This is a genomic window from Microvirga sp. 2TAF3 (assembly GCF_052114965.1).
In the GTDB taxonomy this organism is placed as follows: Bacteria; Pseudomonadota; Alphaproteobacteria; order Rhizobiales; family Beijerinckiaceae; genus Microvirga.
The window spans coordinates 182,743-204,397 of the sequence record NZ_JBFRFT010000005.1 but is presented as its reverse complement, the minus strand read 5'-3'; the positions used below and the strand labels follow the sequence as shown (position 1 = coordinate 204,397).

18 protein-coding genes are annotated in these 21,655 nt (G+C 57.4%); 10 read left to right on the top strand and 8 right to left on the bottom strand.

Annotation, left to right across the window (positions count from 1 at the left end):
• Positions 1-36: 36 nt before the first annotated feature.
• The 5 genes from cpaB to AB4Y97_RS07630 all read left to right on the top strand — a co-directional run bounded on the left by cpaB (position 37) and on the right by AB4Y97_RS07630 (position 5,772).
• Positions 37-825: a Flp pilus assembly protein CpaB gene (gene cpaB, locus AB4Y97_RS07650; protein WP_441998428.1), complete on the top strand. Its 789-nt coding sequence runs from the start codon at positions 37-39 to the stop codon at positions 823-825.
• Positions 826-867: 42 nt separating this feature from the next.
• Positions 868-2,208, top strand: a complete 1,341-nt coding sequence (locus AB4Y97_RS07645; protein WP_441998427.1) for an AAA family ATPase — start codon at positions 868-870, stop codon at positions 2,206-2,208.
• A gap of 65 nt (positions 2,209-2,273) precedes the next feature.
• The gene (locus AB4Y97_RS07640) at positions 2,274-3,776 is read left to right on the top strand and encodes a CpaF family protein (RefSeq protein ID WP_441998426.1); all 1,503 of its coding nucleotides are present in this window, start codon (positions 2,274-2,276) and stop codon (positions 3,774-3,776) included.
• Positions 3,777-3,802: 26 nt separating this feature from the next.
• Positions 3,803-4,798 carry a type II secretion system F family protein gene (locus AB4Y97_RS07635; protein ID WP_441998425.1) on the top strand — a complete coding sequence of 332 codons (996 nt, stop codon included), beginning with the start codon at positions 3,803-3,805 and terminating at the stop codon, positions 4,796-4,798.
• Between the two features lie 8 nt (positions 4,799-4,806).
• Positions 4,807-5,772, top strand: a complete 966-nt coding sequence (locus AB4Y97_RS07630; RefSeq protein WP_441998424.1) for a type II secretion system F family protein — start codon at positions 4,807-4,809, stop codon at positions 5,770-5,772.
• Between the two features lie 47 nt (positions 5,773-5,819).
• Here AB4Y97_RS07630 and AB4Y97_RS07625 read toward each other — a convergent pair whose 3' ends face one another.
• The 4 genes from AB4Y97_RS07625 to AB4Y97_RS07610 all read right to left on the bottom strand — a co-directional run bounded on the left by AB4Y97_RS07625 (position 5,820) and on the right by AB4Y97_RS07610 (position 9,369).
• A complete protein-coding gene (locus tag AB4Y97_RS07625) occupies positions 5,820-6,179 on the bottom strand; it encodes a TadE/TadG family type IV pilus assembly protein (protein ID WP_441998423.1) in 360 nt (119 codons plus the stop codon).
• A gap of 2 nt (positions 6,180-6,181) precedes the next feature.
• Entirely contained in the window at positions 6,182-6,760 is a 579-nt protein-coding gene (locus tag AB4Y97_RS07620) for a TadE/TadG family type IV pilus assembly protein (protein WP_441998422.1), read from the bottom strand.
• A gap of 38 nt (positions 6,761-6,798) precedes the next feature.
• The gene (locus AB4Y97_RS07615; RefSeq protein WP_441998421.1) at positions 6,799-8,166 is read right to left on the bottom strand and encodes a TadE/TadG family type IV pilus assembly protein; all 1,368 of its coding nucleotides are present in this window, start codon (positions 8,164-8,166) and stop codon (positions 6,799-6,801) included.
• Between the two features lie 474 nt (positions 8,167-8,640).
• Positions 8,641-9,369, bottom strand: a complete 729-nt coding sequence (locus AB4Y97_RS07610) for a LuxR C-terminal-related transcriptional regulator (RefSeq protein ID WP_441998420.1) — start codon at positions 9,367-9,369, stop codon at positions 8,641-8,643.
• A 420-nt stretch (positions 9,370-9,789) separates the two neighbouring features.
• Here AB4Y97_RS07610 and AB4Y97_RS07605 point away from each other — a divergent pair, with 420 nt between their 5' ends.
• From AB4Y97_RS07605 to AB4Y97_RS07595, 3 genes are all read left to right on the top strand, one after another.
• Positions 9,790-11,319 (top strand): type II and III secretion system protein family protein, encoded by a 1,530-nt coding sequence (locus tag AB4Y97_RS07605; protein WP_441998419.1) that lies wholly within the window; start codon positions 9,790-9,792, stop codon positions 11,317-11,319.
• A gap of 89 nt (positions 11,320-11,408) precedes the next feature.
• Positions 11,409-11,735 (top strand): hypothetical protein, encoded by a 327-nt coding sequence (locus tag AB4Y97_RS07600; RefSeq protein ID WP_441998418.1) that lies wholly within the window; start codon positions 11,409-11,411, stop codon positions 11,733-11,735.
• Between the two features lie 139 nt (positions 11,736-11,874).
• Positions 11,875-12,360 (top strand): tetratricopeptide repeat protein, encoded by a 486-nt coding sequence (locus tag AB4Y97_RS07595; protein ID WP_441998417.1) that lies wholly within the window; start codon positions 11,875-11,877, stop codon positions 12,358-12,360.
• A 411-nt stretch (positions 12,361-12,771) separates the two neighbouring features.
• Here AB4Y97_RS07595 and AB4Y97_RS07590 read toward each other — a convergent pair whose 3' ends face one another.
• Positions 12,772-13,836 carry a tlde1 domain-containing protein gene (locus tag AB4Y97_RS07590; protein ID WP_441998416.1) on the bottom strand — a complete coding sequence of 355 codons (1,065 nt, stop codon included), beginning with the start codon at positions 13,834-13,836 and terminating at the stop codon, positions 12,772-12,774.
• 633 nt (positions 13,837-14,469) lie between these two features.
• Here AB4Y97_RS07590 and AB4Y97_RS07585 point away from each other — a divergent pair.
• Positions 14,470-14,802 (top strand): hypothetical protein, encoded by a 333-nt coding sequence (locus tag AB4Y97_RS07585; RefSeq protein WP_441998415.1) that lies wholly within the window; start codon positions 14,470-14,472, stop codon positions 14,800-14,802.
• 25 nt (positions 14,803-14,827) lie between these two features.
• On the opposite strand, the gene AB4Y97_RS07580 is transcribed toward AB4Y97_RS07585, so the two are convergent.
• Entirely contained in the window at positions 14,828-15,289 is a 462-nt protein-coding gene (locus AB4Y97_RS07580; RefSeq protein WP_441998414.1) for a GIY-YIG nuclease family protein, read from the bottom strand.
• Positions 15,290-15,418: 129 nt separating this feature from the next.
• On the opposite strand from AB4Y97_RS07580, the gene AB4Y97_RS07575 reads away from it, so the two are divergent.
• Entirely contained in the window at positions 15,419-16,093 is a 675-nt protein-coding gene (locus AB4Y97_RS07575; protein WP_441998413.1) for a hypothetical protein, read from the top strand.
• A gap of 115 nt (positions 16,094-16,208) precedes the next feature.
• Here AB4Y97_RS07575 and AB4Y97_RS07570 read toward each other — a convergent pair whose 3' ends face one another.
• Together AB4Y97_RS07570 and AB4Y97_RS07565 are read right to left on the bottom strand one after the other, a co-directional pair.
• Positions 16,209-17,384 carry a DUF3644 domain-containing protein gene (locus AB4Y97_RS07570; protein ID WP_441998412.1) on the bottom strand — a complete coding sequence of 392 codons (1,176 nt, stop codon included), beginning with the start codon at positions 17,382-17,384 and terminating at the stop codon, positions 16,209-16,211.
• 78 nt (positions 17,385-17,462) lie between these two features.
• Positions 17,463-21,137: a vitamin B12-dependent ribonucleotide reductase gene (locus AB4Y97_RS07565; protein WP_441998411.1), complete on the bottom strand. Its 3,675-nt coding sequence runs from the start codon at positions 21,135-21,137 to the stop codon at positions 17,463-17,465.
• Positions 21,138-21,655: the final 518 nt, after the last annotated feature.

Genomic DNA, 21,655 nt, shown 5'->3' with positions numbered 1-21,655 from the left:
ATTTCCTTCCCTGATCAGCGATGGGGGGTCTCGACCATGCTTCGTGTTATAGTTCTTTTGATCGCGATTGGCGCCGGCGGTATGGCCGGTTGGCTCGTTCTTTCCTCGCGGTCACGTGAGGCTGCTGTCGCACCGGTTGCGCCGGCTGCGCAGACCATGGCCGAAGTGCTGGTCGCCGCCGGCGATCTGGTTCAGGGTCAGGCGCTTGATGAGAAAAATCTGCGCTGGCAGCGCTGGCCAAAAGATGCCGTGGATTCCGGATTTATCAGCCGTGAAGCCAAGCCGGACGCATTGACCTCACTTAATGGCGTGCTCGTGCGCAGCCATTTCGTTGCCGGTGAGCCGATCCGCGAAGAAAAGCTTTCTCGCGGCCCCGCGGGCATGCTGGCCACCATGCTGCCGCCCGGAAAGCGCGCCGTCGCAATCCGCGTCTCTGCGGAAAGTACAGCTGGCGGTTTCATCCTGCCCAATGACCGGGTCGACGTGATTCAGAATGTCTCCAGTTCGGAGGGGGGAAAGCCCGAGAACAGAAGCCGCACGCTTCTCCGAAATGTCCGTGTGCTGGCTGTGGATCAGAAGGCCGAGGAAGCAAAGGGTCAATTGGCCACCGTGGGCAAGACGGCAACGCTGGAAGTGAGCCCCGCTGAAGCGGAAAGCATCACAGCGGCCCAGGCTGCCGGCACCCTTTCCCTTGCCTTGCGCTCCATCGCAGACCTCGATGAGAAGCCGATCGTGGCCCAAGAGAGCAGCGTTAACGTGCGCGTTTTCCGCGCGGGCAAGAGTGAAGATGTCAAGGTCCGCAGCGAAGGTACGATCATTCAATGACGAACGGCGCGGACGGTGCCGGCATGGGACGGGTGAGCGTAGATGACTGATCTCGCTTCGGCATTAAGAGCCAAGTCTTTCGATGCTAACGTAGATGAGACACGGTCGGCTGCGCCGCTATTCGATGCGCTCAGGACGTCATTCCCTGAAGACCTGCACCGTCGAGAGGCGACACGAATCCCTCATATCCGGATCCAAGCTTTTTGCGATAGTTCCGATATTGCGGCAGTGATCAGGAGTGCCGCCGCCGATCGTCTCATGATGCGGGCTCATGTCACCGTTCATGAGGGCGGAATAGCTGCTGCGACATCATTCTACCAGGGACAGCCGACACCCCAGCTCATCGTGATCGAGAGCCGGTCGACTCCCGACGCATTTCTCGCTCAACTCGATAGACTGGCCGAGGTCTGTGACGCGGGCACCAAGGTGATGGCGATCGGGCATGCGAACGACGTTTATTTCTACCGCGAGCTGACAAAGCGTGGCGTCAGCGACTATCTCCTCGCACCCGTTGATCCAATATCTTTCATCGCCGCCATTTCGGGCATTTATAGTGAGCCTGCCTCGGGAAAGCTCGGACAGGCATACGCTTTCATGGGTGCCAAAGGCGGAGTTGGATCTTCGACCATTGCGCATAACATGGGCTGGACGATCGCTCGCCAAGCGAGGTCTGAGGTCGTGATTGCGGATCTGGATCTCGCATTCGGCACAGCGAGCCTCGATTTCAAGCTCGATGCAGGGCAGGGGGTCGAGGAAGCTATTGCAGATGCGACACGCCTGGACGAGGTACTGCTCGACCGCCTGCTCACCAAATGCGACGACCATCTTAGTCTGCTTCGCGCGCCCGGTGTGCTCGACAAGTGTTATGACTTGGCTGAGAATGCCATCGACCCGCTGATCGAGCTCGCGCAATCAAATGTGCCGTTTCTCATTCTCGATCTGCCGCATGTGTGGAATTCATGGGCCCGGAAAGTGCTGGTCAGCGCCGACGATATCATCATCACGGCCGTTCCGGATCTTCCCAATCTCCGGAATGCCAAGGGTCTTATATCCTTCCTGAAACAGGCTCGTCCTCATGATCCGCCGCCAAAGCTCATTTTGAACCAAGTCGGAATGCCGAAGCGACCGGAGATCAAACCCGCAGACTTCGCCAAAGCTGTTCAGCTTGAGTTGCTTGCCTGCGTTCCTTTTGATCCACATCTCTTCGGAAAGGCTTCCAATGAGGGTCGGATGGTGGCCGAGGTGTCCGCAAATGCGCCTGCGTCCAAGATCTTCGCCGAACTAGCAGGCGTCATCTCACCGCAGCAACGGCGTCAGCGCAAGACGCCATTCAATCTCGGTTCGATGATCAAAAAAATGAAGTTCGGTTCAAAGAGCGCATAAACTGCGGCCTTTAACCGGCGAAGCCGGGTTGCGCCAACGCGCAAGTAGCGAGGGGAACTCCCGACATGTTTGGCAAAAGAAACTTCCGGAGTGAGAAGCCGGACCCGATCTCGGTGCTTGAGCGGGCATCTGGCGTCGAACTATTGGATCGGTCCCACATTGAGACGGCAGGAAAGCCAACTGCGCCATCCGCATCGAGCGCGCATCCACGCGTGGGGAATTCCACAGCAACGGTGCCCAGATCCTCGGATGCCGGTGCCGCATCTCGTTCACAGGCAGCGAAATCCGACGAGTATTACCTGCTCAAAGGCCAGATTTTTGCAGCTTTGATCGAGATGATTGACGTTTCGCAATTGGCAAGAATGGATGTCATTCAAGCTCGCGACGCGATCGGGGAAATCGTCGCCGATATTGTGACGGCGAAGAAGGTCGCCATGTCCATCTCGGAGCAGGATGACCTCCTCCAGGACATCTGCAACGACGTCCTCGGCTATGGGCCCCTCGAGCCGCTGCTTGCTCGCGACGACATCGCCGATATCATGGTCAATGGCGCCGACACGGTTTACATCGAGGTCGGGGGAAAGGTGCAGAGGACGGACATCAAGTTTCGCGATAACGCGCAGCTGCTCCATATCTGCCAGCGCATCGTGAGTCAGGTCGGCCGCCGGGTCGACGAATCCAGTCCAATTTGCGATGCACGCCTCGCCGACGGCTCGCGCGTGAACGTCATTGCTTTTCCGCTGGCGATCGATGGCCCGAGCCTGACGATCCGCAAGTTCAAGAAAGATAAGCTTACCCTCGATCAGCTCGTCAAATTCGGCGCCATATCGCCGGAGGGCGCCGAAATTCTGCGGATCATGGGGCGCGTCCGTTGCAATGTCCTCATTTCTGGGGGCACCGGCTCGGGCAAGACAACATTGCTGAACTGCCTGACCGCCTACATTGAACCATCTGAGCGCGTGATCACGTGCGAGGACGCAGCGGAGCTTCAGTTGCAGCAGCCGCATGTCGTCCGCCTGGAAACGCGCCCTCCCAATATCGAAGGCGAGGGTGAAGTTACAATGCGCGATCTTGTCAAGAATTGTTTGCGCATGCGCCCCGAACGCATCATCGTCGGCGAGGTGCGTGGCCCGGAGGCCTTCGATCTGCTCCAGGCGATGAATACGGGCCATGACGGGTCGATGGGCACCCTTCACTCAAACTCTCCACGCGAGGCGCTTTCCCGTCTGGAGTCCATGATTACGATGGGTGGCTACACGCTGCCGTCGAAGACAATTCGCGAAATGATCGTGTCTTCGATCGACGTTATCATTCAGGCCGCGCGCCTGAGAGACGGTTCGCGCCGGATCACGCATATTACCGAGGTCCTTGGACTCGAAGGCGATGTCGTTACCACGCAGGATCTCTTCATCTACGATATTCTAGGCGAAGACCCACAGGGCAACATCATCGGACAGCACCGCTCGACCGGAGTTGGGCGACCCCGTTTCTGGGATCGGGCACGCTATTATGGTGAGGAAAAACGCCTCGCTGCGGCGCTCGATGCCGCCGAGAAGGTTGCTCTGTGAAGCCTGCACGTTCGGGAGTTGAATGAATGCTGTCGCCGGAGCTTGCTCCCCTTTTCGCTGCCCTGCTCGGCGCGCTTTGTGTGAGCGGCGTTGTTGTTGCTGTGTTCTATTCTCGCGTGGGAGGGCGCTCGGAGGCGGACAAGCGGCTCGCTGCGATCGCAGGTTGGGATGGCCCAACCGGCCGCGCCGCAGTGTCCGACGAAGGAAGTCGGAAGCGCTCGATCGAAACCACTCTGCGCGACCTTGAAGAACAGCAGAAGGCGAGGAGGGGAGTGAAGCCATCCCTCGCAATCAGGATCCGTCAAGCCGGTCTGGATTGGAGCAGAAATACTTATTTTGTCGCTTGTTTCATTGCGGGCGGCATTTCCTTTATTGCTGCCCTCACCATTTTCGGCATAGGCCTGCTGCCTGCTCTCTGCTTTGGCCTGGCCGGCGGCCTCCTCCTGCCACATCTCTATGTCAGCCGAAAACGCGCGCGTCGTTTCAAGGATTTCATTAGTGAGTTTCCGAACGCCGTGGATGTGATCGTGCGCGGCGTCAAATCGGGTTTACCGCTCGTCGACTGCTTGCGGGCGATCGCGGCGGACGCAAAAGAGCCGCTGCGCAGCGAGTTCAAAGCGATCCTTGAGGATCAGACACTGGGCGTGCCGATGGATCAGGCTGTGCAGCGGCTCTCCGAGCGTGTCCCGGTTGCCGAGGCCAATTTTTTTGCCATCGTTATCGCCCTTCAGAGCCGCTCGGGAGGCAATCTTTCCGAGGCGCTCGGAAACCTTTCCCGGGTTCTGCGGGAACGCAAGAAAATGGAGGGGAAAATCCGGGCGATGAGCTCCGAGGCGAAGGCCTCCGCTGGCATCATCGGGTCCCTTCCGGTGGTGGTCGCCTGTCTGTTGTACCTTACCGCGCCCGATTACATTTCATTGTTGTTCACTACCCTCATCGGCAAGGTGGTCCTTGCTGGCTGCGCCATGTGGATGGGCTTCGGCGTGCTGATGATGCGTAAAATGATCAATTTTGATTTCTGAGGATCGCGATGAATATCGGCCTGCTTACCGCCAACATAGACATGTTCATCGCGCTGTCGGCGGCTGTCGCCGTTATCGCCGCAATCTTAGTCGTCGCTTGGCCGTATTTTGTCCGCGATCACCTTGCTGAGCGGATGCTTCAAGTTGCTAACGAAAGCGAGCGCATTCGAGTGCGCGAGCGCAACCGTCTGAACGCTCCAGCGAACCAGATATTGCTCCGGACCCAGCCAAAGCGGCTTTACAAGCTTATCGTCGATCGTCTCAATCTCGCTGGAACAGAGGGCAACGAGACGGTCAAGATGCTGCGGATGGCAGGTTATCGCGGCGAGGGCCCGATCACGGCTTATCTTGCCATACGTCAACTCGCCCCTCTGGGCATGGCTGTTCTCGCGGCTTTTTACGTCTTTGTCGTTCTGCAGCTCGATTACCCGCTATTCGTGAAACTGGCGATCGTGATGGCTGCTGCCAGCCTCGGTTACTATGCTCCGCCTCTCTATGTAAAGAACAAGATCACGAAGCGACAGACGTCGATCCGCCGTTCATGGCCGGACGCTCTCGATCTTTTGCTCATCTGCGTGGAAAGCGGTATGGGAATTGAAGGCGCGCTTCGCAAGGTTTCCGCGGAAATCGGTTCCCAATCGGTCGAGCTTGCGGAAGAACTGGGCTTGACGACAGCCGAACTGTCCTACCTGCAAGACCGTCGCAAAGCGTATGAAAATCTCGCTGAACGGACAGGTCTCGACGGCGTCAAGGGAGTCGTAACCGGCCTCATCCAATCGGAGAAATATGGCACTGCTCTCAGCCAGTCCCTTCGCGTTCAAGCGCAGGAGAACCGGGATATGAGGATGAATGAAGCTGAAAAGAAAGCTGCCGCTCTGCCACCCAAGCTCACTGTGCCGATGATCGTGTTCTTCCTGCCCGTTCTGTTTGCCATCATTATCGCGCCTGCGGTGATCCAGATGATGCAGGTCTAGAAGAAACAGCTTCTGAATAAGAGCCGCTGATCAACACAGCCGACCTTCTAAGGGAAGCACGCCGATGCTGAAAGGGGGATCGATGCCTGATAGATCAGCACGTTCACTTGGTAAGTCACTGTCGCACGCACGGAAGTACCGCACGCCGCAGTCTTATCGACCGTGAATACAGGAGCAGGGTTGGGCGCGTAGTAGTACGTCTCGACATCGGGGCAGTTCGTCGAGATAGCGCTACACCGTGCGCCTTTCTCGACGGCATAATTCAGGTTCGCAAGAGTGAAGCCGAGCATCGAAAGATGAAATATGCCGAGGATCAGCGCCAGGAAGACAGGCGCTATCAGCGCGAACTCTATCGCAGTCGCCCCACTATCGTCGGCCCGCAATCCTTTTGCCCAGCCTTGACCCATCCTCATAGCAATCGCATGTAGGTTGTCTTGGTAATGGTCCGGTTGAATAAACGTCCCACTGTAAAGTCGAGAAACAAGGGTTGGTATGCGTAGGTTACATCAAGTTTGATGTAATCCCCAGGCTGTCCGGCTTGGGCACCTGCAACCGCATTACAATTGGATGGTTTATTCGCAAGAGAGATGCCGCCCGCCGGTATTAGGGCGTTCGAATTGTTGAGGCAATAATAGGCTTCCGAGGGTGAGCCTGTCTGCAGCTTGACGTTGTCGCCGAGCGTGGTGCTCTTGATCGCTGCGGCAATAGCAGTGCTTAGGCGCGCACATCTGGTGGTGGCCGGCAATTCCTTGACCGGGTCACATGCCTTCCATGCTGCCTGCGCCCCCATCTGGGCGGCGTTTTGCACTTGCATCACGGTATAGGCATAGCGAGCCACCTCAATCCCATTCAGCAAGAGAATGCACAGGACACCGGCAACGAGAGCAAACTCGATTCCAGCTACACCACGGTGGTCATCCAAGAAGGACCGGAAACGCCAGCTGACTCCCTTGCGACTGCTTTTGCGCGTGACCGGATTGCAGCTCATGACGCCAGACCCGCATGCAAATAAATCGAATGCTTCATTTACAGGACCAGCGCTCCGCGGCCCGTAGGGGCGGTTCCTGTCGGCAAATCCAGCCCTGCCTCGGCGCATGCGCTATGTGCCAGAATGGCACCCGTGCCGTTGATGGTCAGGTTGTCGACGACCAGGCCAAAACAGGATGCCCCGTTGGTCGACTTGTTAATTGCGCCGCTCATCGTGACGCTTGCGTGCGGCAGATAGACCATCCCGGAGAGCTTCCAGGTCGGGCTGTTGCCAGCTTCGGAGATGTCGACGCCGGAGGTCAGATTCGGATCCTGGTAAATCGCGATGCCTTTCCAGGGACCGGTGGTCGGTGCAGAGAAGTCCAGGGTGCCTTTTCCGGTCGGAGCATGAATGTAGCCAGCGGCATTGGTTCCTGTAAAAACGATTGTCAGGGCAGAGCCGCTATCTGTGCGCAAAGTATACGAGCCAGTGTCAAGCCGTCCGTTCCAGATGACGAGGACGACGCCTCCAGAAGGTGTATGGAGCGTGACGTCGCCGGTCAGTTGCAGGTCGCCGCAAATGTGAACGTATTGCGTTGTCGGCGAAAGAGTGCCGCTCCATCGGTTTGTAGGCGGCAATGGAGTGCCTGATTTCCCAGGGATCTGAGGGTAGGGAGGAGTTCCGGAGCAAACATGAGACTCGATGTTCGTCCGCAACCCGGCATAGGGGTCTGCGAGGGGCGGCACGTTCGATCGTTGGACGACCCCGCAGCCATTATTCGTCCCCGCTGCATCACCGTAGTCGGCGCCAAGATTGTTGCCATTGCAGCGCGCGCCAGCGTTCGACATGAGGCTGCAACCGGTCAAATTCGCCATCGGAGCACCGTTCGATCCGAATGCGATGCCATTCGTGCCCAACGCCAATATGCAATATTCTCTCGGCAACAAGTTGAGACGCGCGACAGATGTCGCGCTGAGCATTGTTTGAGGTTTCCCTCCAATGACTCCGCTGCCCGTGTAGCCGATCACTTGGGAGAGGAACAACGGTACATAGCCCGTTACGGTCGCACTGTAGCAATTGGCGCCACCGGATGGACACGGCGCCGTATTCGTTGCGGTGACCGTGATAGTATTCTGCCCGTCCACGAAGCCATATTTCGCCGCGGCTGCTCTCGCTTCGGCTTTGTAGTTCGCGGTCCCGTTTGTCGCGGCGGCGATTGCAGCGGAATCGGCGGCATTCTGCATGGAGCGTTGGGTGAGGTACCAATAGGAGACTTCCATTCCGAGGCCGGTGACTCCAATCAGGACAGGCATCGCCAAGGCGGTCGTCACCGCAATGCCGCCGCTTCGATCACCCGCGAAAGCTCTTATCGAAAGCCGAACTGCTGCATATGCAGTTTTCAACCGAACGAAAGAGAGCGATTTCATGTTGCTGCCCCTGTGGCATGATCGTCATTGCAACCTTGTTTTCGGACCGCAGCCCGGACCTCAACAGTCACTCCATGGCGCCGATGTAGAGTTTTTATATAGAACAAAAACTATACAAAACAGAAACATCGTTGTCTTCTAAACAAATCTCAAAAGCTGACGGCTTGGATATCGTTACTATTATAGTATCGAATTGCCAGCCGAAGACAATCCTGCCGAATGGCCTAGTGCTATGTTCAATTGAAGAACTTGGTCTACGCGCCGCTTTGGCGAACAGTGACGATCCGAGGCCTTTGCTGGCGCAGGCCGATAGTATCCGATTGCCGAAATTTATAAATGACCGGAGCGTGAAGACGTTTCGCAAGTAGTTCTGGCAATCCCGAGTGCGGGCGATCTGTGCCTCACCCCATGCCAAAATCTTTCATCAGGCAGTTTCACGACCATGCGCGACCTGGCATCCGAATGCGCCCGTGTTCACTTGGCATGGATTGGGATGCCGTCGATCTGGGGGCGGGGCGGGTGCGAGCGCGCGCGACCGAAGCCCAGGCGTGTACAGGCTGCTGCGGCGGCGGCACGATTGCTCACGCCGAAGTGGCGAAAAATTGCCGCTATGTGGATTTTTACCGTCCCCCTGCCGAGTTGGAGAGCTGACGCTATATCCTTGTTCGGCATGCCCTGGACCAATAGTTCAAGAACATCCCTCTGGCGTGGAGTCAGCGGGTCTCGGGTGGCTATATCAGGGGCGATGCACGATTCTGGCGGTTCGCTAACCGCTTCCGGAAGCCTGGGCGATACTTCGGCCAAGCATGGGGGCACGTAAACTCCTCCATTAAGGACGAGGCGGAGCGCTGCTGTCAGTTCTGCGATGCTTAAGTCGTTGGGCAAGTAACCATGCACGCCGGATTCCAGAAACGAAATGATGTTTCGTCTTGAGATCATCCCCGATCTGGCGGCCACCTTGGTGTTCGGGAAACACTCTCGGACGATCCGAAGACCGGCTGCGGCCCTCGTTCCCAGGATCGAGGAATTTAAAATAACGATGGAGACTTCGGGGCGTTCGCGAAGATATTCCGTCGCCTCGTCAAAGGAATGCGCTTCGATTACCTCGGAAAAGCCGAGTTCATGGGTCAGAAGAGCACTGACGGCCATTTGAAAGTATACGTCAGCATCAGCGATAAGTGCGATGCGAATGGTGCTTGCCATGGAGAATCCCTTCTGACGGGTCAGCTTTACTCAGACGAATGATCGTGGCTGCTGGCTGCATGGTGCTGCGAACCATATTGTCCCGTGCCGGTTAGAAAAATTTGGCAGTTGTACACAACGCTATTGCTGATTTTATTGAGTCGATATAACGTTCGTATAAATAAAGAGTTGCTGGAAAGCTTCGCAAAGTCAAGATCGCCCATTCTTGATCGAATTGGCATTGGTAGGTTTGGTGCCTATGTCCAGTTTAGATGATCCTGGTAGTGTTAATATATTCTTAATGACGATTTGTTCCTGCCCTGACCGTTCTCTTGAATCTCGCGCTTTGATGGGAGCCCCAGCGGATCTTTTTCGAGCCCATAATGTTTCGGTAACCACTTTTAATCATAACGGAAGCTAAGGGTTTTCGCTGGGGGCGATATGGCTGGGTCGAGAACGTTGGCGCTGGCGGCAGCCTTCGCCATTCTGGCACTCGGAAACGCACCATTGGTGACGTCGGGCGTCGGATTCATCGCGCCTGTAATCGCTCAGACCGGAACTGTGGCACCTCGGGCGAAGCTCCTGCGCGTTCGGGTGTCTGCGAATAAATCCCAGGCGCTCCGTCTTGAGTATCCCTTCACGGATGTCCTCGTCGGATCCGCGGAAATCGCAGACGTCATTCCCTTGAGCGATCAGAGCCTCTACATCCTCGGCAAGAAGACCGGCACAACCAATATTTCGGTTCTTGACAATTCGAGACGGGTCATCGGCGTGGTCGATGTCGAGGTTGGGCCGGACACGGGCAGCGTCGCGGAGAAGCTTGCCGCAGGGGCCGGCTCCGGCGGAATTCGGGTCCGGAGCAGCGGTGATCAGGTCATTCTTGAAGGAACGGCCCTCGACGCTCCGACGGTCGACCGGGCGGTGGAGATCGCGAGAGCGAATTCGCCAGGTGGCGTTATCAACGCAACCCGCGTCGCCTCACCGCAGCAGGTGATGTTGAAGGTCCGTTTTATTGAGGTTAACCGCAATGCGGGCCGCGAGTTCGGAATTCGCTCGGATTACCTAAACAAGAAGACAGGCGATGTTGCAAATGTAGGGCATGACGGCTTGAGCTCGCTTATCGGTACATCCTTGCCATTTGCGCATATTCTGGCCCGCTTCGCCAGCAATTCGCGCATGCTCGACGTTACCATCGACGCCCTTGAATCGAAGGGGCTTGTTCGTCGCCTTGCTGAGCCGAATCTGGTCGCCATGTCAGGCGATAGCGCCGAGTTCCGTGCCGGCGGTGAGATTCCGATCCCGATTGCGTCGACAACTCAATCCGGCGTCCCAACTATCACGATTACGTATAAGGAGTTCGGTGTAAAACTGAACTTCACCCCGACAGTCCTGTCCAACGGCCTTATCAATCTGAAACTTGAGCCGGAAGTCAGCGATATCGATCCGACCGTGTCAATCAGAACGGGCGGTGTTTCAATCCCAGGCCTATCCGTGCGCCGAGCAAAAACGACTGTTGAGCTTCGTGACGGCCAAAGCTTTGCATTGGCCGGCCTCCTGCAAAATGTCACCGAGCGCAATCTCGAGCAGTTTCCGTGGCTGGGCTCGATTCCGGTTCTCGGGGCGCTCTTTCGTAGCACGGAATTCCGGTCCCGCGAGACCGAGCTTGTCGTCATCGTGACCCCGCACCTCGTCAAGCCGGCAAGGCCCGGCGAGTTGATCGCTACTCCGCTCGACTCGACATTGCCGGCGAACGACCTTGATCTGTTTCTGGCAGGCAAGACGGAAATCGAGAAGCCGCGCGATCCTTCCACCGCTTCGCCGACCCAACAATGGATTACGGCGAATGGCGCGATCATCGGAGGGCCGTATGGACATATTCTGACAGAACCTGCGACTGCTCCGGTAGCAGTCGTCCGGCGGAAAGGCGTCAAGCCGGCCCGTTCGTCGGCGCCGATTACTGCAAAGTACTAACGGGGTTTTTAAGGAAAATGTTCCGACGTTCGCATCTATCAACTGAATGATGCGGTGATCGTTCTTCCACTCAACCGAGGAGTGATGCAATGATGGCTTATGTTGCGACGGCTCGAGCGGCGCTCGTTTCCATTGTTGCCGCGTGTGGTCTGATCGGATGCGCTGAGTATGTCGACCGGAAAGAGACAATTGCATTTAGCGCAGGCAATGCGGTGCAAACCAACATTGTCACTCATGTCACCGATCCATGGCCTGTATATGCCCGCAACAAGGATTTTGCGGTGAATGGTCAACGGATGCAGCGTGCTGTTGAGAATTATCGGTGCGGGAACGTTCCTGGTGGCAATGGCAATGGAAGCAGTCCGAACGGCAACGGAGCATCTCTGCAGGATCAGGGCGGGCAAAATGACTGCTGAAACATGCTTTTCTCATGGCAGGGTGGGCTTGTGTTGCAATTCAGTACCTTCAACTTCTCCACCATTCTGATAGACACTGCGATGCTGATGATCATGGGGATCGCAACAGCCGTCGAAATACTCTGAGGATGGGGAAATAATGAAAGCCTCTATCAAGTTCATCCTTTTGGCGGCAACCGTCCTGCTTGCTGGCTGCCAATCGATGGATGTGACGGGGCGGGCTCGCGTCGATGGGATCGCGGCCACCGAGGAGCAATATGTCAGCACCGACCAGCCGCAACGCTTGGGTCGGGAGCATTTTGCGCGTGCGAATTACGCGCTGGCCGAGCGATATTTTCAGGCGGCTGTCGAGCGCACGCCACAGGATGGCGAGTCGTGGATGGGCCTTGCCGCAAGTTATGATCAACTCGGCCGGTTCGATCTTGCCGACAGGGCCTATGAGCAGGCAGCCGGGATCAAAGGAAACACGCCGCAATTGCTGAATAATCGCGGGTATTCCTATCTCCTGAGGGGCGATTCAGTGCAGGCTGAACTGCTGTTTCGGCAGGCGCTTTCAGCGAACCCCGACGATGCGATCATCCAGAACAACATCGCTCTTGTGAAGCGCGCCAAACTTTCCCGCTGAACGCCGACTTTCCTCTGGATACGTGAACTAGACAGGCGATCCGGCTCGACATCGGAGCCGTGCGGCACCCAGTTCCGGGGCGTTAGAGCATTCTCAGGAACCGAAGGTCCGCGTCAGCGAAAAGTGGGAACCGGTTTTCCGTCTGAAAATGCGGCATCCCCTCCCGTGCGGGAGCGGAGTTCGATCCCATCGAAACGAAAACCGCTCTAGAACCCCACCAGAAGCGGCCGGCATCGGCCGCAACGTGTCCCCCCTTGTCTTAGGCCGAGGAGGCGATGGCGCATGTCCAGGCGCAAGCCCAAAGGTCATTGCGGCGATCTCTGCGCGGCTTCCCAGCTCCCCGACCACCAGCGGTGCTATGGTCGGGGAGTTCGCGATGGATCAACCTTACAGTGCCCGGGCCGAATCCATCTATGCCCTCTGGCTCATCCGGTTGTTGACGATGCGAGGCAGGAGATCCTGCCCGCGTCCGGGCACGACAACCAGGCGCTTCACTTCGCCTCTCAGATAAGCCTGAAGGAACCGGTCATAGTTTCTGAAGGATACGCATCCGTTCGAATCCCCGTTCGGCCCGAGCATGTAAGTATGGGCCAGGATTCCGTCGCGGCCATGGATAGCGGCGCTGCCGCCCACCGGATTGAGGCGTAAGGCCCGCACGCCGTGGAAGAGCGCTTCGCGCTCGGTGATGGTGTAGGTGCCCGGCGGCGTCGCGCCGCGCATCCGCACATGCACGTATCGCGGATCGTCGAGCTTGTCGCCGAGGCCGGAATGCGCCTCCAGCCTTTCGCCGTTCGGCATGATGACGACCTTCGCGGTGATGTCATAGATTGCGGTTCTCGCTTCCAACGCAGGAGCGGGGCCGAAGCGTCCACTCGGCGCGAGGCTGTCGTTGCCGTTGCCGAGCGACGCATAGCTGAGGGCGGATTCGGGCGGGGAGGCGGGCTTTATGCCGAAGAACTTCTCGAAGAAGGATTGATTGCTCGCCGGCGCGCTCGGCAGAGCCGCGCTCTTGAGGGGCGTGGCAGCCGGCGCGCTTGCCATCTGCCGCGCCTCGGGCGCCCTCGGAGTTCGGAATTCGGGAGGGCGCGGCGCCGGCAGAGGCACCGGCTGAACGGCTTGGGCCGTCATCACGGCCAGTGACGGTGCGGACGGCTGAGCGTGCTCCTGCTGCACGGAGGGCACAGGCGGCTCGACACGGGCTTCACGCTGCACGGATAACGGCGTGAATGCGCCTGCGGGCGGAGCATCGTGCGCGAAACCGAACCTTTGAGGTTTCAATGCAGGCGTGGGATCGACCAGCGACCGATCATAGGTTTTGGTTGAGGGGATCGCGGCAGCGTTATGCACCTGTACCTGTGCGACCTGCACCCGCGCGGGGATGCTGCCTGTCGATTCAACGGATGGCACGGCATCTGGAATCTTAAGATCGGCAAAGAACGCGATGGGGCTCAGCGAGATCGCCACGAGAGCAGCCATCAGAAAAAAATTCCCCCGGTTTCGGCGCGGGGCGCGACGGCGTGACGGATAGGCATGGTGCAACATGGCGAACTCTACGCAACAACTCGGCCGCGCATGACCCATCCCTGGAGCCGGAAGCGAACACTCGAGCGATCGAGGCGCGCCATGCGCGAAAAGGCAATTTCACTGCGTGCGATTAAACGACGGCTTGGTTAAATTCTGGATAACCGGGCGCTGCGTTGCCGAGAGAATTTCGCTCGCCATGGCCGCAACGAAGGCGGCCCTCGTCCTCCGCCGCCATGGCCGGGAGCGACCCGGCCATCCGCGCCTTGAACCCGCCCGTGACGTCGGGAATCAGAAGGCCCGTGACAGTTATCGTGACAGTCACAAAGAACGAAGGTTGTTGACCCTTCACGCCCTTCACGTGTTATCTCGTCACCGGAGCCGGACGCATCCGGTTCCGGGGCGTGAGAACCCCTCGTTAGGCGGCCGGCATCGGCCGCAACGATGTCTCCCTTGTCTTAGGGCCGGGGAGGCGATGGCGCATGTCCAGGGCGAAAGCCTAAAGGTCATCGCGGCCGTCCTAGCGCGGCTTCTCAACTCCCCGACCACCAGCGGCGCTGGTGGTCGCTTCATTCAGGGGAGTTCGCGATGGATCAACCGTACAGCGCCTGGGCCGACTGGCTCTCGAAATTCCACACCTGGTCTGAGCCCATCCAGGCCCTCTGGCTCATCGCCGTGCCGGTGACGGTACTGGGCGTGACGTGGCTCGTGATGCGGGGCCTCAGCCAGATCGTCCCCATGCTCTCCCGCCGCCGAGAGCACGGCCACCTGATCTACGGCGTCTATGAGGACGCCCGAGGCCGCTGGTGGATTTACTGGCACGGACGCCAGCCGAAAGATGTCGACTGGACCAACCCGCCGCCGGAGCTGATCGGGCAGGGGCAAGTGATCCACGGGGCGTTCAGGAGGCCGAGGGAGTGAGGGGGCACAAGAGAACCACTAGTGTCTACTTTCGCTTGCTATTAGATTCTCGATTAAACCACTTAGGCAATGAGAGGCCCTGCTGATGCCTTTCCATTGCTAATTCAGCCATGCCACTTCCATTAAACCAATATATAAAATCAACGGAGTTCATGTCGCGATCATCGTCATAAAAACCCTGAAAGTCATCGATGAATACAGGGCCGAACTCGTCGTCTTTAAATGAGAACCATTCACGATCATACCAAGATTGGGTTAGCCCTTCGTGGATGCGTCGCTCCACATCAGAAATGTTCCAGAAGGGTTTGACTCCGACTACTTCAAGAGCGGGCAACCAAGTCTTTGCCTGCAATATTCTCTTTGTTGGATTTTTGCTCTTACCTATCTTGATAAGATCGCCATGCTTGATCATGTAGATCCAACCCGGATCGATCGGATTTATTCCAAAGACCTTTAGGTTGGGTCTAAAGTCGCTCTTGTGGGCCATCGTCGCTTCACATGGGGTTAATGGGCTGGGGCACGATTAAGAAGACTGATTCTTTTCCGAAAAGATAATGCTTCATCAGTCATAACTAGGGTTGCTCTGATCAACTCTGAGAATATTTGGATTCGCTAGATGCATAAAGTTCTAAGAGAAATTCCCCAGCGAATATTGGATATGGCTTTAGCAGCTTTGGCGCAGGCGAACACGCACGCTGTATTTAGCGATCCGGGTTTTGAATATCGGGAGAACATGTCTGTTCTTAATGCAGCTTTAGCTGGGGAGTTGATGATCAAGGCTATCATCGCAAAAGAGCATCCGCTTTTGATCTTTCGCGATCTATTCGAAATAGAGCGAGTTAACGATGATGAGTTGAGTCTTGAGAGTTTGATAAAGAGGGGAAGGACTTACAATTTTGAACATCTTCCCAAATTGCTCTGGGTGACCACAGGTGACCGTATTCCTAATTTAGATGTTTTCGAGCAACTTCGAAATGCGCGAAACGCAATTCAGCATTTTTGCGTGCCTGAGCATCCTTCTCTTGGAAGCTTATCGCTTGAATTCATCTACAAGAATGTCGATCCCCTGCTGAAGAAGCATTTTGATTTATGTGCAATTGAATACCATGAAGATCATGTGGGCTATGATTATGTTGTTGAAGCTCTCATTCACAATGAGTTGCTGTTTTCGATTCCCAGCGATTTTGATGTCAGCGAGATAGATCTAGAGCAAACGCTTTCCGAAGCAGGACAACCGTATCAAGCTGAGGTCAGAAATCGTATTATAGCTAGCAAAAATGCTGATGATTAAAAACCGATTGCCATGATCTGAAGAAGCATCATGGCAAAGAGGTAATGTACGATACGCCATAGCCATGAGGGAAGTTCACGCCGTTGCTAGAGACGGTTCAAAATGTTATAAACCGTTAGTTTAGTGCCTGCGCTATTAGCTCATCCTCAACAATCTTGAGCCACTCTTTATAGTAGTACCACTGCTTATCAGCCAGCATGACGCCAAAACCTTTCTTAGGGTTCTTGGCATCGTGTTTGCGCCATAATAGCGTGTGTTGAGGAATATTGAATTCCTTGAAGCCTTTCTTCTGCATAGCTATCACGATTTGGCTTGGCTTGTATTTTGGGCGCTCGATTTCTCGAAGCAGAACGCGCTGGATCTCTTCTGCCTCATGGGTTCCAGCGCGTACAAAGCTCACCACTTGGTCAGCTTGACCTGGGTGATTGCACGCTTGTTCAACAAAAATGACCTTGAACGCAAACTTGGTGTTTGCTCGTATTTCTTCGCCGACCTGCTTATCCAAGTCGTCAATTACAGCTTCAATTTTTCTTTCGAGGCCAACTGCTGAGTAGAGTTGCTTTGCCTGATCATGGGAGAACGACGACATCTGAATAGCGACGCCAAAGTCAGTGTCTATACGATATTGCCCGCCGAAATGCGTCGTTAGGTACGTGTTGAAATTCAGTGCAGCAGCTTGCAAGCGGCTCGCAACTTTAGCGTCGATTGAACCGGTGCAGCGATGCTCAATCTCGTGACGGATATCTAGCAAGTAAAAGAGGTTTGCCCTCTCTGCTGCGTCAAGAGAACACAATGGATGAGAAAGGCACTTCGACAGCTCCCAGTACTTGGGTTGGCCTCCAGGGGTTAGTACTGGCTTCTTGTCCTTGCCCCGGTAAACGATATCTATGCTTTCTTGCGTCAAAAAAGCATGTAGGGCATAGGTCCATGCGATGACGCATAGAACAATAAATATCTCTGAGCGGAAGTGAACTTGCGGGTTATTGAATGTCTGAATCGCTGCGAGCATCCCTTCTCGCGATTTGTTTATCAACTCCTCAATCCGCTTTTCGTCTCCTTTGGCGACGGAGTAACGAAACCAGTTATCCCGAAAGTGTGCGAGTTCTTCCTCTGAGGCAGCCTCTGCTTTTGGGAAATACTTATTTAAGCGTAAGCCGCCGATGACTCGATGATTGATAGTTCGGCTTGGGCGGGTGAAGTAAGCAAGAATCTGTTGATCATTAAGATCGGTGTGCTCGCAGAATGCTTTGATCAACCGAACTTCCCAATCGTTTAATTGCGCAAGCGACATGTTGTAATATCAACTTGTAGTGGTGTTGGGAGGTAAAAAAGGGGCAGCTGAAGCTGCCCCGTTATCGTTAGCTGAGGATTAGCTGCACCCCGTCGTCGAACCGCACGTATCGCACTTCAGACACGTCCCGTTCCGCACCAGCGTGAAGTTTGCGCATTCGGGGCAGGCTTCGCCCACATAGCCCTTCATCTTCGCCTCGGCGCGCCGGTCGGCGATAGAGGGGGCGGTGAAGCCGAGTTTGGCGAGGTCTGCTTCGCCGACCTTTTCCTCACGCGGCTCTTCCTTCAGCGCTGTCGCGCCCATGGTGAGGCCCGTGGTGCCGGTGCGCTGCTGGCTGGCGCCGCCGGGGATCAGCATCAGGCGGTCGGAGTTGCCGCGCACGAAGCCCTTGGAGATGTAGGGCGTGGCGGGGGCGGCTTCCGGCGCCTTCGACTGGGCTTCGCCCTGGCCGATGGTGGTAGGGCCGGCTTCCGACGGGTCCACATGGGCGAGGTCGTTGCGGCCGAGATAGGACACGGCCAACTCGCGGAACACGTAATCGAGGATCGAGGTCGCGCTCTTGATGCGCTCGTTGCCCTGCACGAAGCCCGCGGGCTCGAAGCGGGTGAAGGTGAAGGCCTCCACATATTCCTCCAGCGGCACGCCGTATTGCAGGCCGAGCGAGATCGCGATGGCGAAGTTGTTCATCATCGCCCGGAAGGCCGCGCCTTCCTTGTGCATGTCGATGAAGATCTCACCGAGGCGACCGTCGTCGTATTCGCCGGTGCGGACATAGACCTTGTGCCCGCCCACGACCGCCTTCTGGGTGTAGCCCTTGCGGCGGTCGGGCATCTTCTCGCGGTCGCGGATCGCCACCACGCGCTCCACGATCTTCTCGACAATCTTCTCCGAGAGGTGGGCAGCCTTCGCGGCGGCGGGGAGGGCGGTCAGGGTCTCGACCGCATCATCCGCATCCTCCTCGTCATCGGCGATGAGAGCGGAATTCAGCGGCTGCGAGAGCTTGGAGCCGTCGCGGTAGAGGGCGTTCGCCTTCAGCGCCAGATGCCAGGACAGCATGTAGGCGTTCTTGCAATCCTCGACCGTGGCGTCGTTGGGCATGTTGATGGTCTTGGAGATCGCGCCCGAAATGAAGGGCTGCGCCGCCGCCATCATGCGGATGTGGCTCTCCACCGAGAGATAGCGCTTGCCGATCTTGCCGCAGGGATTGGCGCAATCGAACACTGCGTAGTGCTCGGTCTTCAGGTGCGGAGCGCCCTCGAGGGTCATCGCGCCGCAGATGTGGATGTTGGCCGCTTCGATATCGGCCTTCGAGAAGCCGAGGAAGGAAAGGATCTCGAAGGACGGATCGTTGAGCTTTTCCGCCGGAACCTTGAGGTTCTGCGTCAGGAAGTCTTCGCCGAGCGTCCACTTGTTGAAGACGAACTTGATGTCGAAAGCGCTCTTCAGGCCCTTCTCGATAGCCTCGATCTTCTCGTCCGTGAAGCCCTTGGCGGCGAGCGAGCCGGGGTTGATGGCGGGCGCCTGCTTCATGGAGCCGTGGCCGACCGCATAGGCCTCGATCTCGGCGATCTCGGATTCACGGTAGCCGAGGGCGCGCAGCGCATCCGGCACGGCCCGGTTGATGATCTTGAAATAGCCGCCGCCGGCGAGCTTCTTGAACTTCACGAGCGCGAAGTCGGGCTCGATGCCGGTGGTGTCGCAATCCATCACGAGGCCGATCGTGCCGGTCGGCGCGATCACGGTGGCCTGCGCGTTGCGGTAGCCGTTCTTCTCGCCGAGTTCGAGCGCCTGATCCCAGGCGCGCTTGGCATGCGCGACGAGGCTCTGATCCGGGCAGGAGGCGTGATCGAGCGGAACCGGGTTGACGGAGAGGCCCTCGTAGCCCTCGACCAAGCCATGCGCCGCGCGGCGATGGTTGCGGATGACGCGCAGCATGTGCTTCGCGTTCGCCTTGTAATTCGGGAACGGTCCGAGCTCGCCCGCCATCTCGGCGGAGGTCGCATAGGACACGCCGGTCATGATGGCGGTGAGCGCGCCGCCGAGCGCGCGGCCAGCCTCGCTGTCATAGGGCAGGCCCATGGTCATGAGCAGGCCGCCGATATTGGCGTAGCCGAGGCCCAGCGTGCGGTACTCGTAGGAGAGCTGCGCGATCTCCTTCGACGGGAACTGCGCCATCATCACCGAGATTTCGAGCACCACCGTCCAGAGACGGCAGGCATGCTCGAAGGCATCCGCTTCGAAAGCCTTGGTGTCGTGATTGTAGAACTGCAGCAGGTTGGCGGAAGCGAGATTGCAGGCCGTGTCGTCCAGGAACATGTATTCCGAGCACGGATTGGACGCCCGGATGCGGCCACCGGCAGGGCTGGTGTGCCAGTCGTTCATGGTGGTGTTGAAGTGCAGGCCCGGATCGGCGGAGGCCCAGGCGGCGTGGCCGATCTGCTCCCACAGGTCGCGGGCTTTGAGGGTCTTCAGAACCTTGCCGTCCTTGCGCGCCTTCAGGTGCCAGTCGGCATCCGTTTCCACGGCGCGCAGGAAGTCGTCGGTGAGCGAGACGGAGTTGTTGGAGTTCTGGCCGGAGACGGTGAGATAGGCCTCCGAGTCCCAATCCGTGTCGTAGATCGGGAAGTCGATATCCGTGTAGCCCTGACGCGCGAACTGGATGACGCGCTTGATGTAGTTGTCCGGGATCATGACCCGGCGCGCCATTTTGATTTCGCGCTTCAGGGCCGGGTTCTTCTCCGGGTCGAAGCAGGCATCGCCCGGCGCTTCGCAATTCACGCAGGCCTTCATGATGGCCTTGAGGTGCTTGTTGCCGAGCTTGGAGCCGGTGACGAGGGCGGCGACCTTCTGCTCCTCCTTCACCTTCCAGTCGATATAAGCCTCGATATCCGGGTGATCGACATCGACCACCACCATCTTCGCCGCGCGGCGCGTGGTGCCGCCGGACTTGATCGCGCCCGCTGCCCGGTCGCCGATCTTGAGGAAGGACATCAGGCCGGACGAGCGGCCGCCGCCGGAGAGCTTCTCGCCTTCGCCGCGCAGCTTGGAGAAGTTCGAGCCGGTGCCCGAGCCGTATTTGAACAGGCGCGCCTCACGGACCCACAGGTCCATGATGCCGCCTTCGTTCACAAGATCGTCCTCGACGCCCTGGATGAAGCAGGCATGCGGCTGCGGGTGCTCGTAGGACGACTTGGAGCGGGTCAGCTTGCCGGTCTTGTAATCCACATAGAAGTGGCCTTGGCTCGGCCCGTCGATGCCGTAGGCCCAGTGCAGGCCGGTGTTGAACCATTGCGGCGAATTCGGCGCGACCATCTGGTTGGCGAGCATGAAGCGCAGCTCGTCATAGAAAGCCTGGGCATCCTCCTCGGAGGAGAAATAGCCGCCCTTCCAGCCCCAATAGGTCCAGCAGCCGGCGAGGCGGTCGAAAACCTGCTTGGAGGAGATCTCGGAACCATAGCGCTTCTCTTCCGGTACCTCGGCGAGCGCGGCCTCGTCGGCCACGGAGCGCCAGAGCCAGGAGGGAACGTCGTTCTCCTCGACCTTCTTCAGGCGCGCGGGCACGCCGGCCTTGCGGAAATATTTCTGCGCGAGGACGTCGGATGCGACCTGGCTCCAGGTCTCCGGCACCTCGATATTCTCGAGCTTGAAGACGATAGACCCGTCAGGGTTGCGAATCTCGCTCGTGGCGAGCCGGAAGGCGAGGGAAGAGTAGGGCGACTGCCCGGTTTTCGTATAACGCCGCTCGATCCGCATCAGTCTATTCCTATATTTAGAGACAATAAGTCCCCGGGCTGCGAATTTCCTCGCAGCTCCCAGCCCCACAATTTTTTGACGCCCCCACGGTCCGTTTTTCGGACCGCCACACGCGCAACACGCCCGAGTTCGGCTTCATCCCGGACACCATTCGGCCCCACGGCGAAATGCTGCCGCGTGGCTCTGACGCTCGTCCTTGAGGGATGTACGACCGGCCTTTTCAGACCGGTTGCCGGTCTCGGATCGGCACTGTCTCAAGCTAGTCGTGTTGCGAGCCTTACGTCAAGAACTTGTGTCGTTGGGCGCGGTTCCAAACTATATATAGTGTGGCCTGTGAAAATTGTGGATAGCTGGCTGACGTTCCGCTAAGCCTCGGAGACTCCTTTCAGAATCCAAATCCGGATGTCACGACGGCCAAGCTTCGCCGGCTTAATTTTAAGGTGAATAGCCCCCTAAACAGAGAGGGAGTTTTTTGCTGACACAAAACGCTTGAAAATCGCATCCTTGTTTGCCGCAGG

What these genes read in the sequence shown, in the direction of transcription:
- AB4Y97_RS07575 (WP_441998413.1), top strand. Translation starts at nt 15,419, where the DNA reads ATGCATAAAGTTCTAAGAGAAATTCCCCAGCGAATATTGGATATGGCT.
- AB4Y97_RS07595 (WP_441998417.1), top strand. Translation starts at nt 11,875, where the DNA reads ATGAAAGCCTCTATCAAGTTCATCCTTTTGGCGGCAACCGTCCTGCTT.
- AB4Y97_RS07590 (WP_441998416.1), bottom strand. Translation starts at nt 13,836, where the DNA reads ATGGCTGCTCTCGTGGCGATCTCGCTGAGCCCCATCGCGTTCTTTGCC.
- AB4Y97_RS07635 (WP_441998425.1), top strand. Translation starts at nt 3,803, where the DNA reads ATGCTGTCGCCGGAGCTTGCTCCCCTTTTCGCTGCCCTGCTCGGCGCG.
- AB4Y97_RS07645 (WP_441998427.1), top strand. Translation starts at nt 868, where the DNA reads ATGACTGATCTCGCTTCGGCATTAAGAGCCAAGTCTTTCGATGCTAAC.
- AB4Y97_RS07610 (WP_441998420.1), bottom strand. Translation starts at nt 9,369, where the DNA reads ATGGCAAGCACCATTCGCATCGCACTTATCGCTGATGCTGACGTATAC.
- AB4Y97_RS07585 (WP_441998415.1), top strand. Translation starts at nt 14,470, where the DNA reads ATGGATCAACCGTACAGCGCCTGGGCCGACTGGCTCTCGAAATTCCAC.
- AB4Y97_RS07580 (WP_441998414.1), bottom strand. Translation starts at nt 15,289, where the DNA reads ATGGCCCACAAGAGCGACTTTAGACCCAACCTAAAGGTCTTTGGAATA.
- AB4Y97_RS07640 (WP_441998426.1), top strand. Translation starts at nt 2,274, where the DNA reads ATGTTTGGCAAAAGAAACTTCCGGAGTGAGAAGCCGGACCCGATCTCG.
- AB4Y97_RS07630 (WP_441998424.1), top strand. Translation starts at nt 4,807, where the DNA reads ATGAATATCGGCCTGCTTACCGCCAACATAGACATGTTCATCGCGCTG.
- AB4Y97_RS07570 (WP_441998412.1), bottom strand. Translation starts at nt 17,384, where the DNA reads ATGTCGCTTGCGCAATTAAACGATTGGGAAGTTCGGTTGATCAAAGCA.
- AB4Y97_RS07620 (WP_441998422.1), bottom strand. Translation starts at nt 6,760, where the DNA reads ATGAGCTGCAATCCGGTCACGCGCAAAAGCAGTCGCAAGGGAGTCAGC.
- AB4Y97_RS07565 (WP_441998411.1), bottom strand. Translation starts at nt 21,137, where the DNA reads ATGCGGATCGAGCGGCGTTATACGAAAACCGGGCAGTCGCCCTACTCT.
- cpaB (WP_441998428.1), top strand. Translation starts at nt 37, where the DNA reads ATGCTTCGTGTTATAGTTCTTTTGATCGCGATTGGCGCCGGCGGTATG.
- AB4Y97_RS07615 (WP_441998421.1), bottom strand. Translation starts at nt 8,166, where the DNA reads ATGAAATCGCTCTCTTTCGTTCGGTTGAAAACTGCATATGCAGCAGTT.
- AB4Y97_RS07600 (WP_441998418.1), top strand. Translation starts at nt 11,409, where the DNA reads ATGATGGCTTATGTTGCGACGGCTCGAGCGGCGCTCGTTTCCATTGTT.
- AB4Y97_RS07625 (WP_441998423.1), bottom strand. Translation starts at nt 6,179, where the DNA reads ATGGGTCAAGGCTGGGCAAAAGGATTGCGGGCCGACGATAGTGGGGCG.
- AB4Y97_RS07605 (WP_441998419.1), top strand. Translation starts at nt 9,790, where the DNA reads ATGGCTGGGTCGAGAACGTTGGCGCTGGCGGCAGCCTTCGCCATTCTG.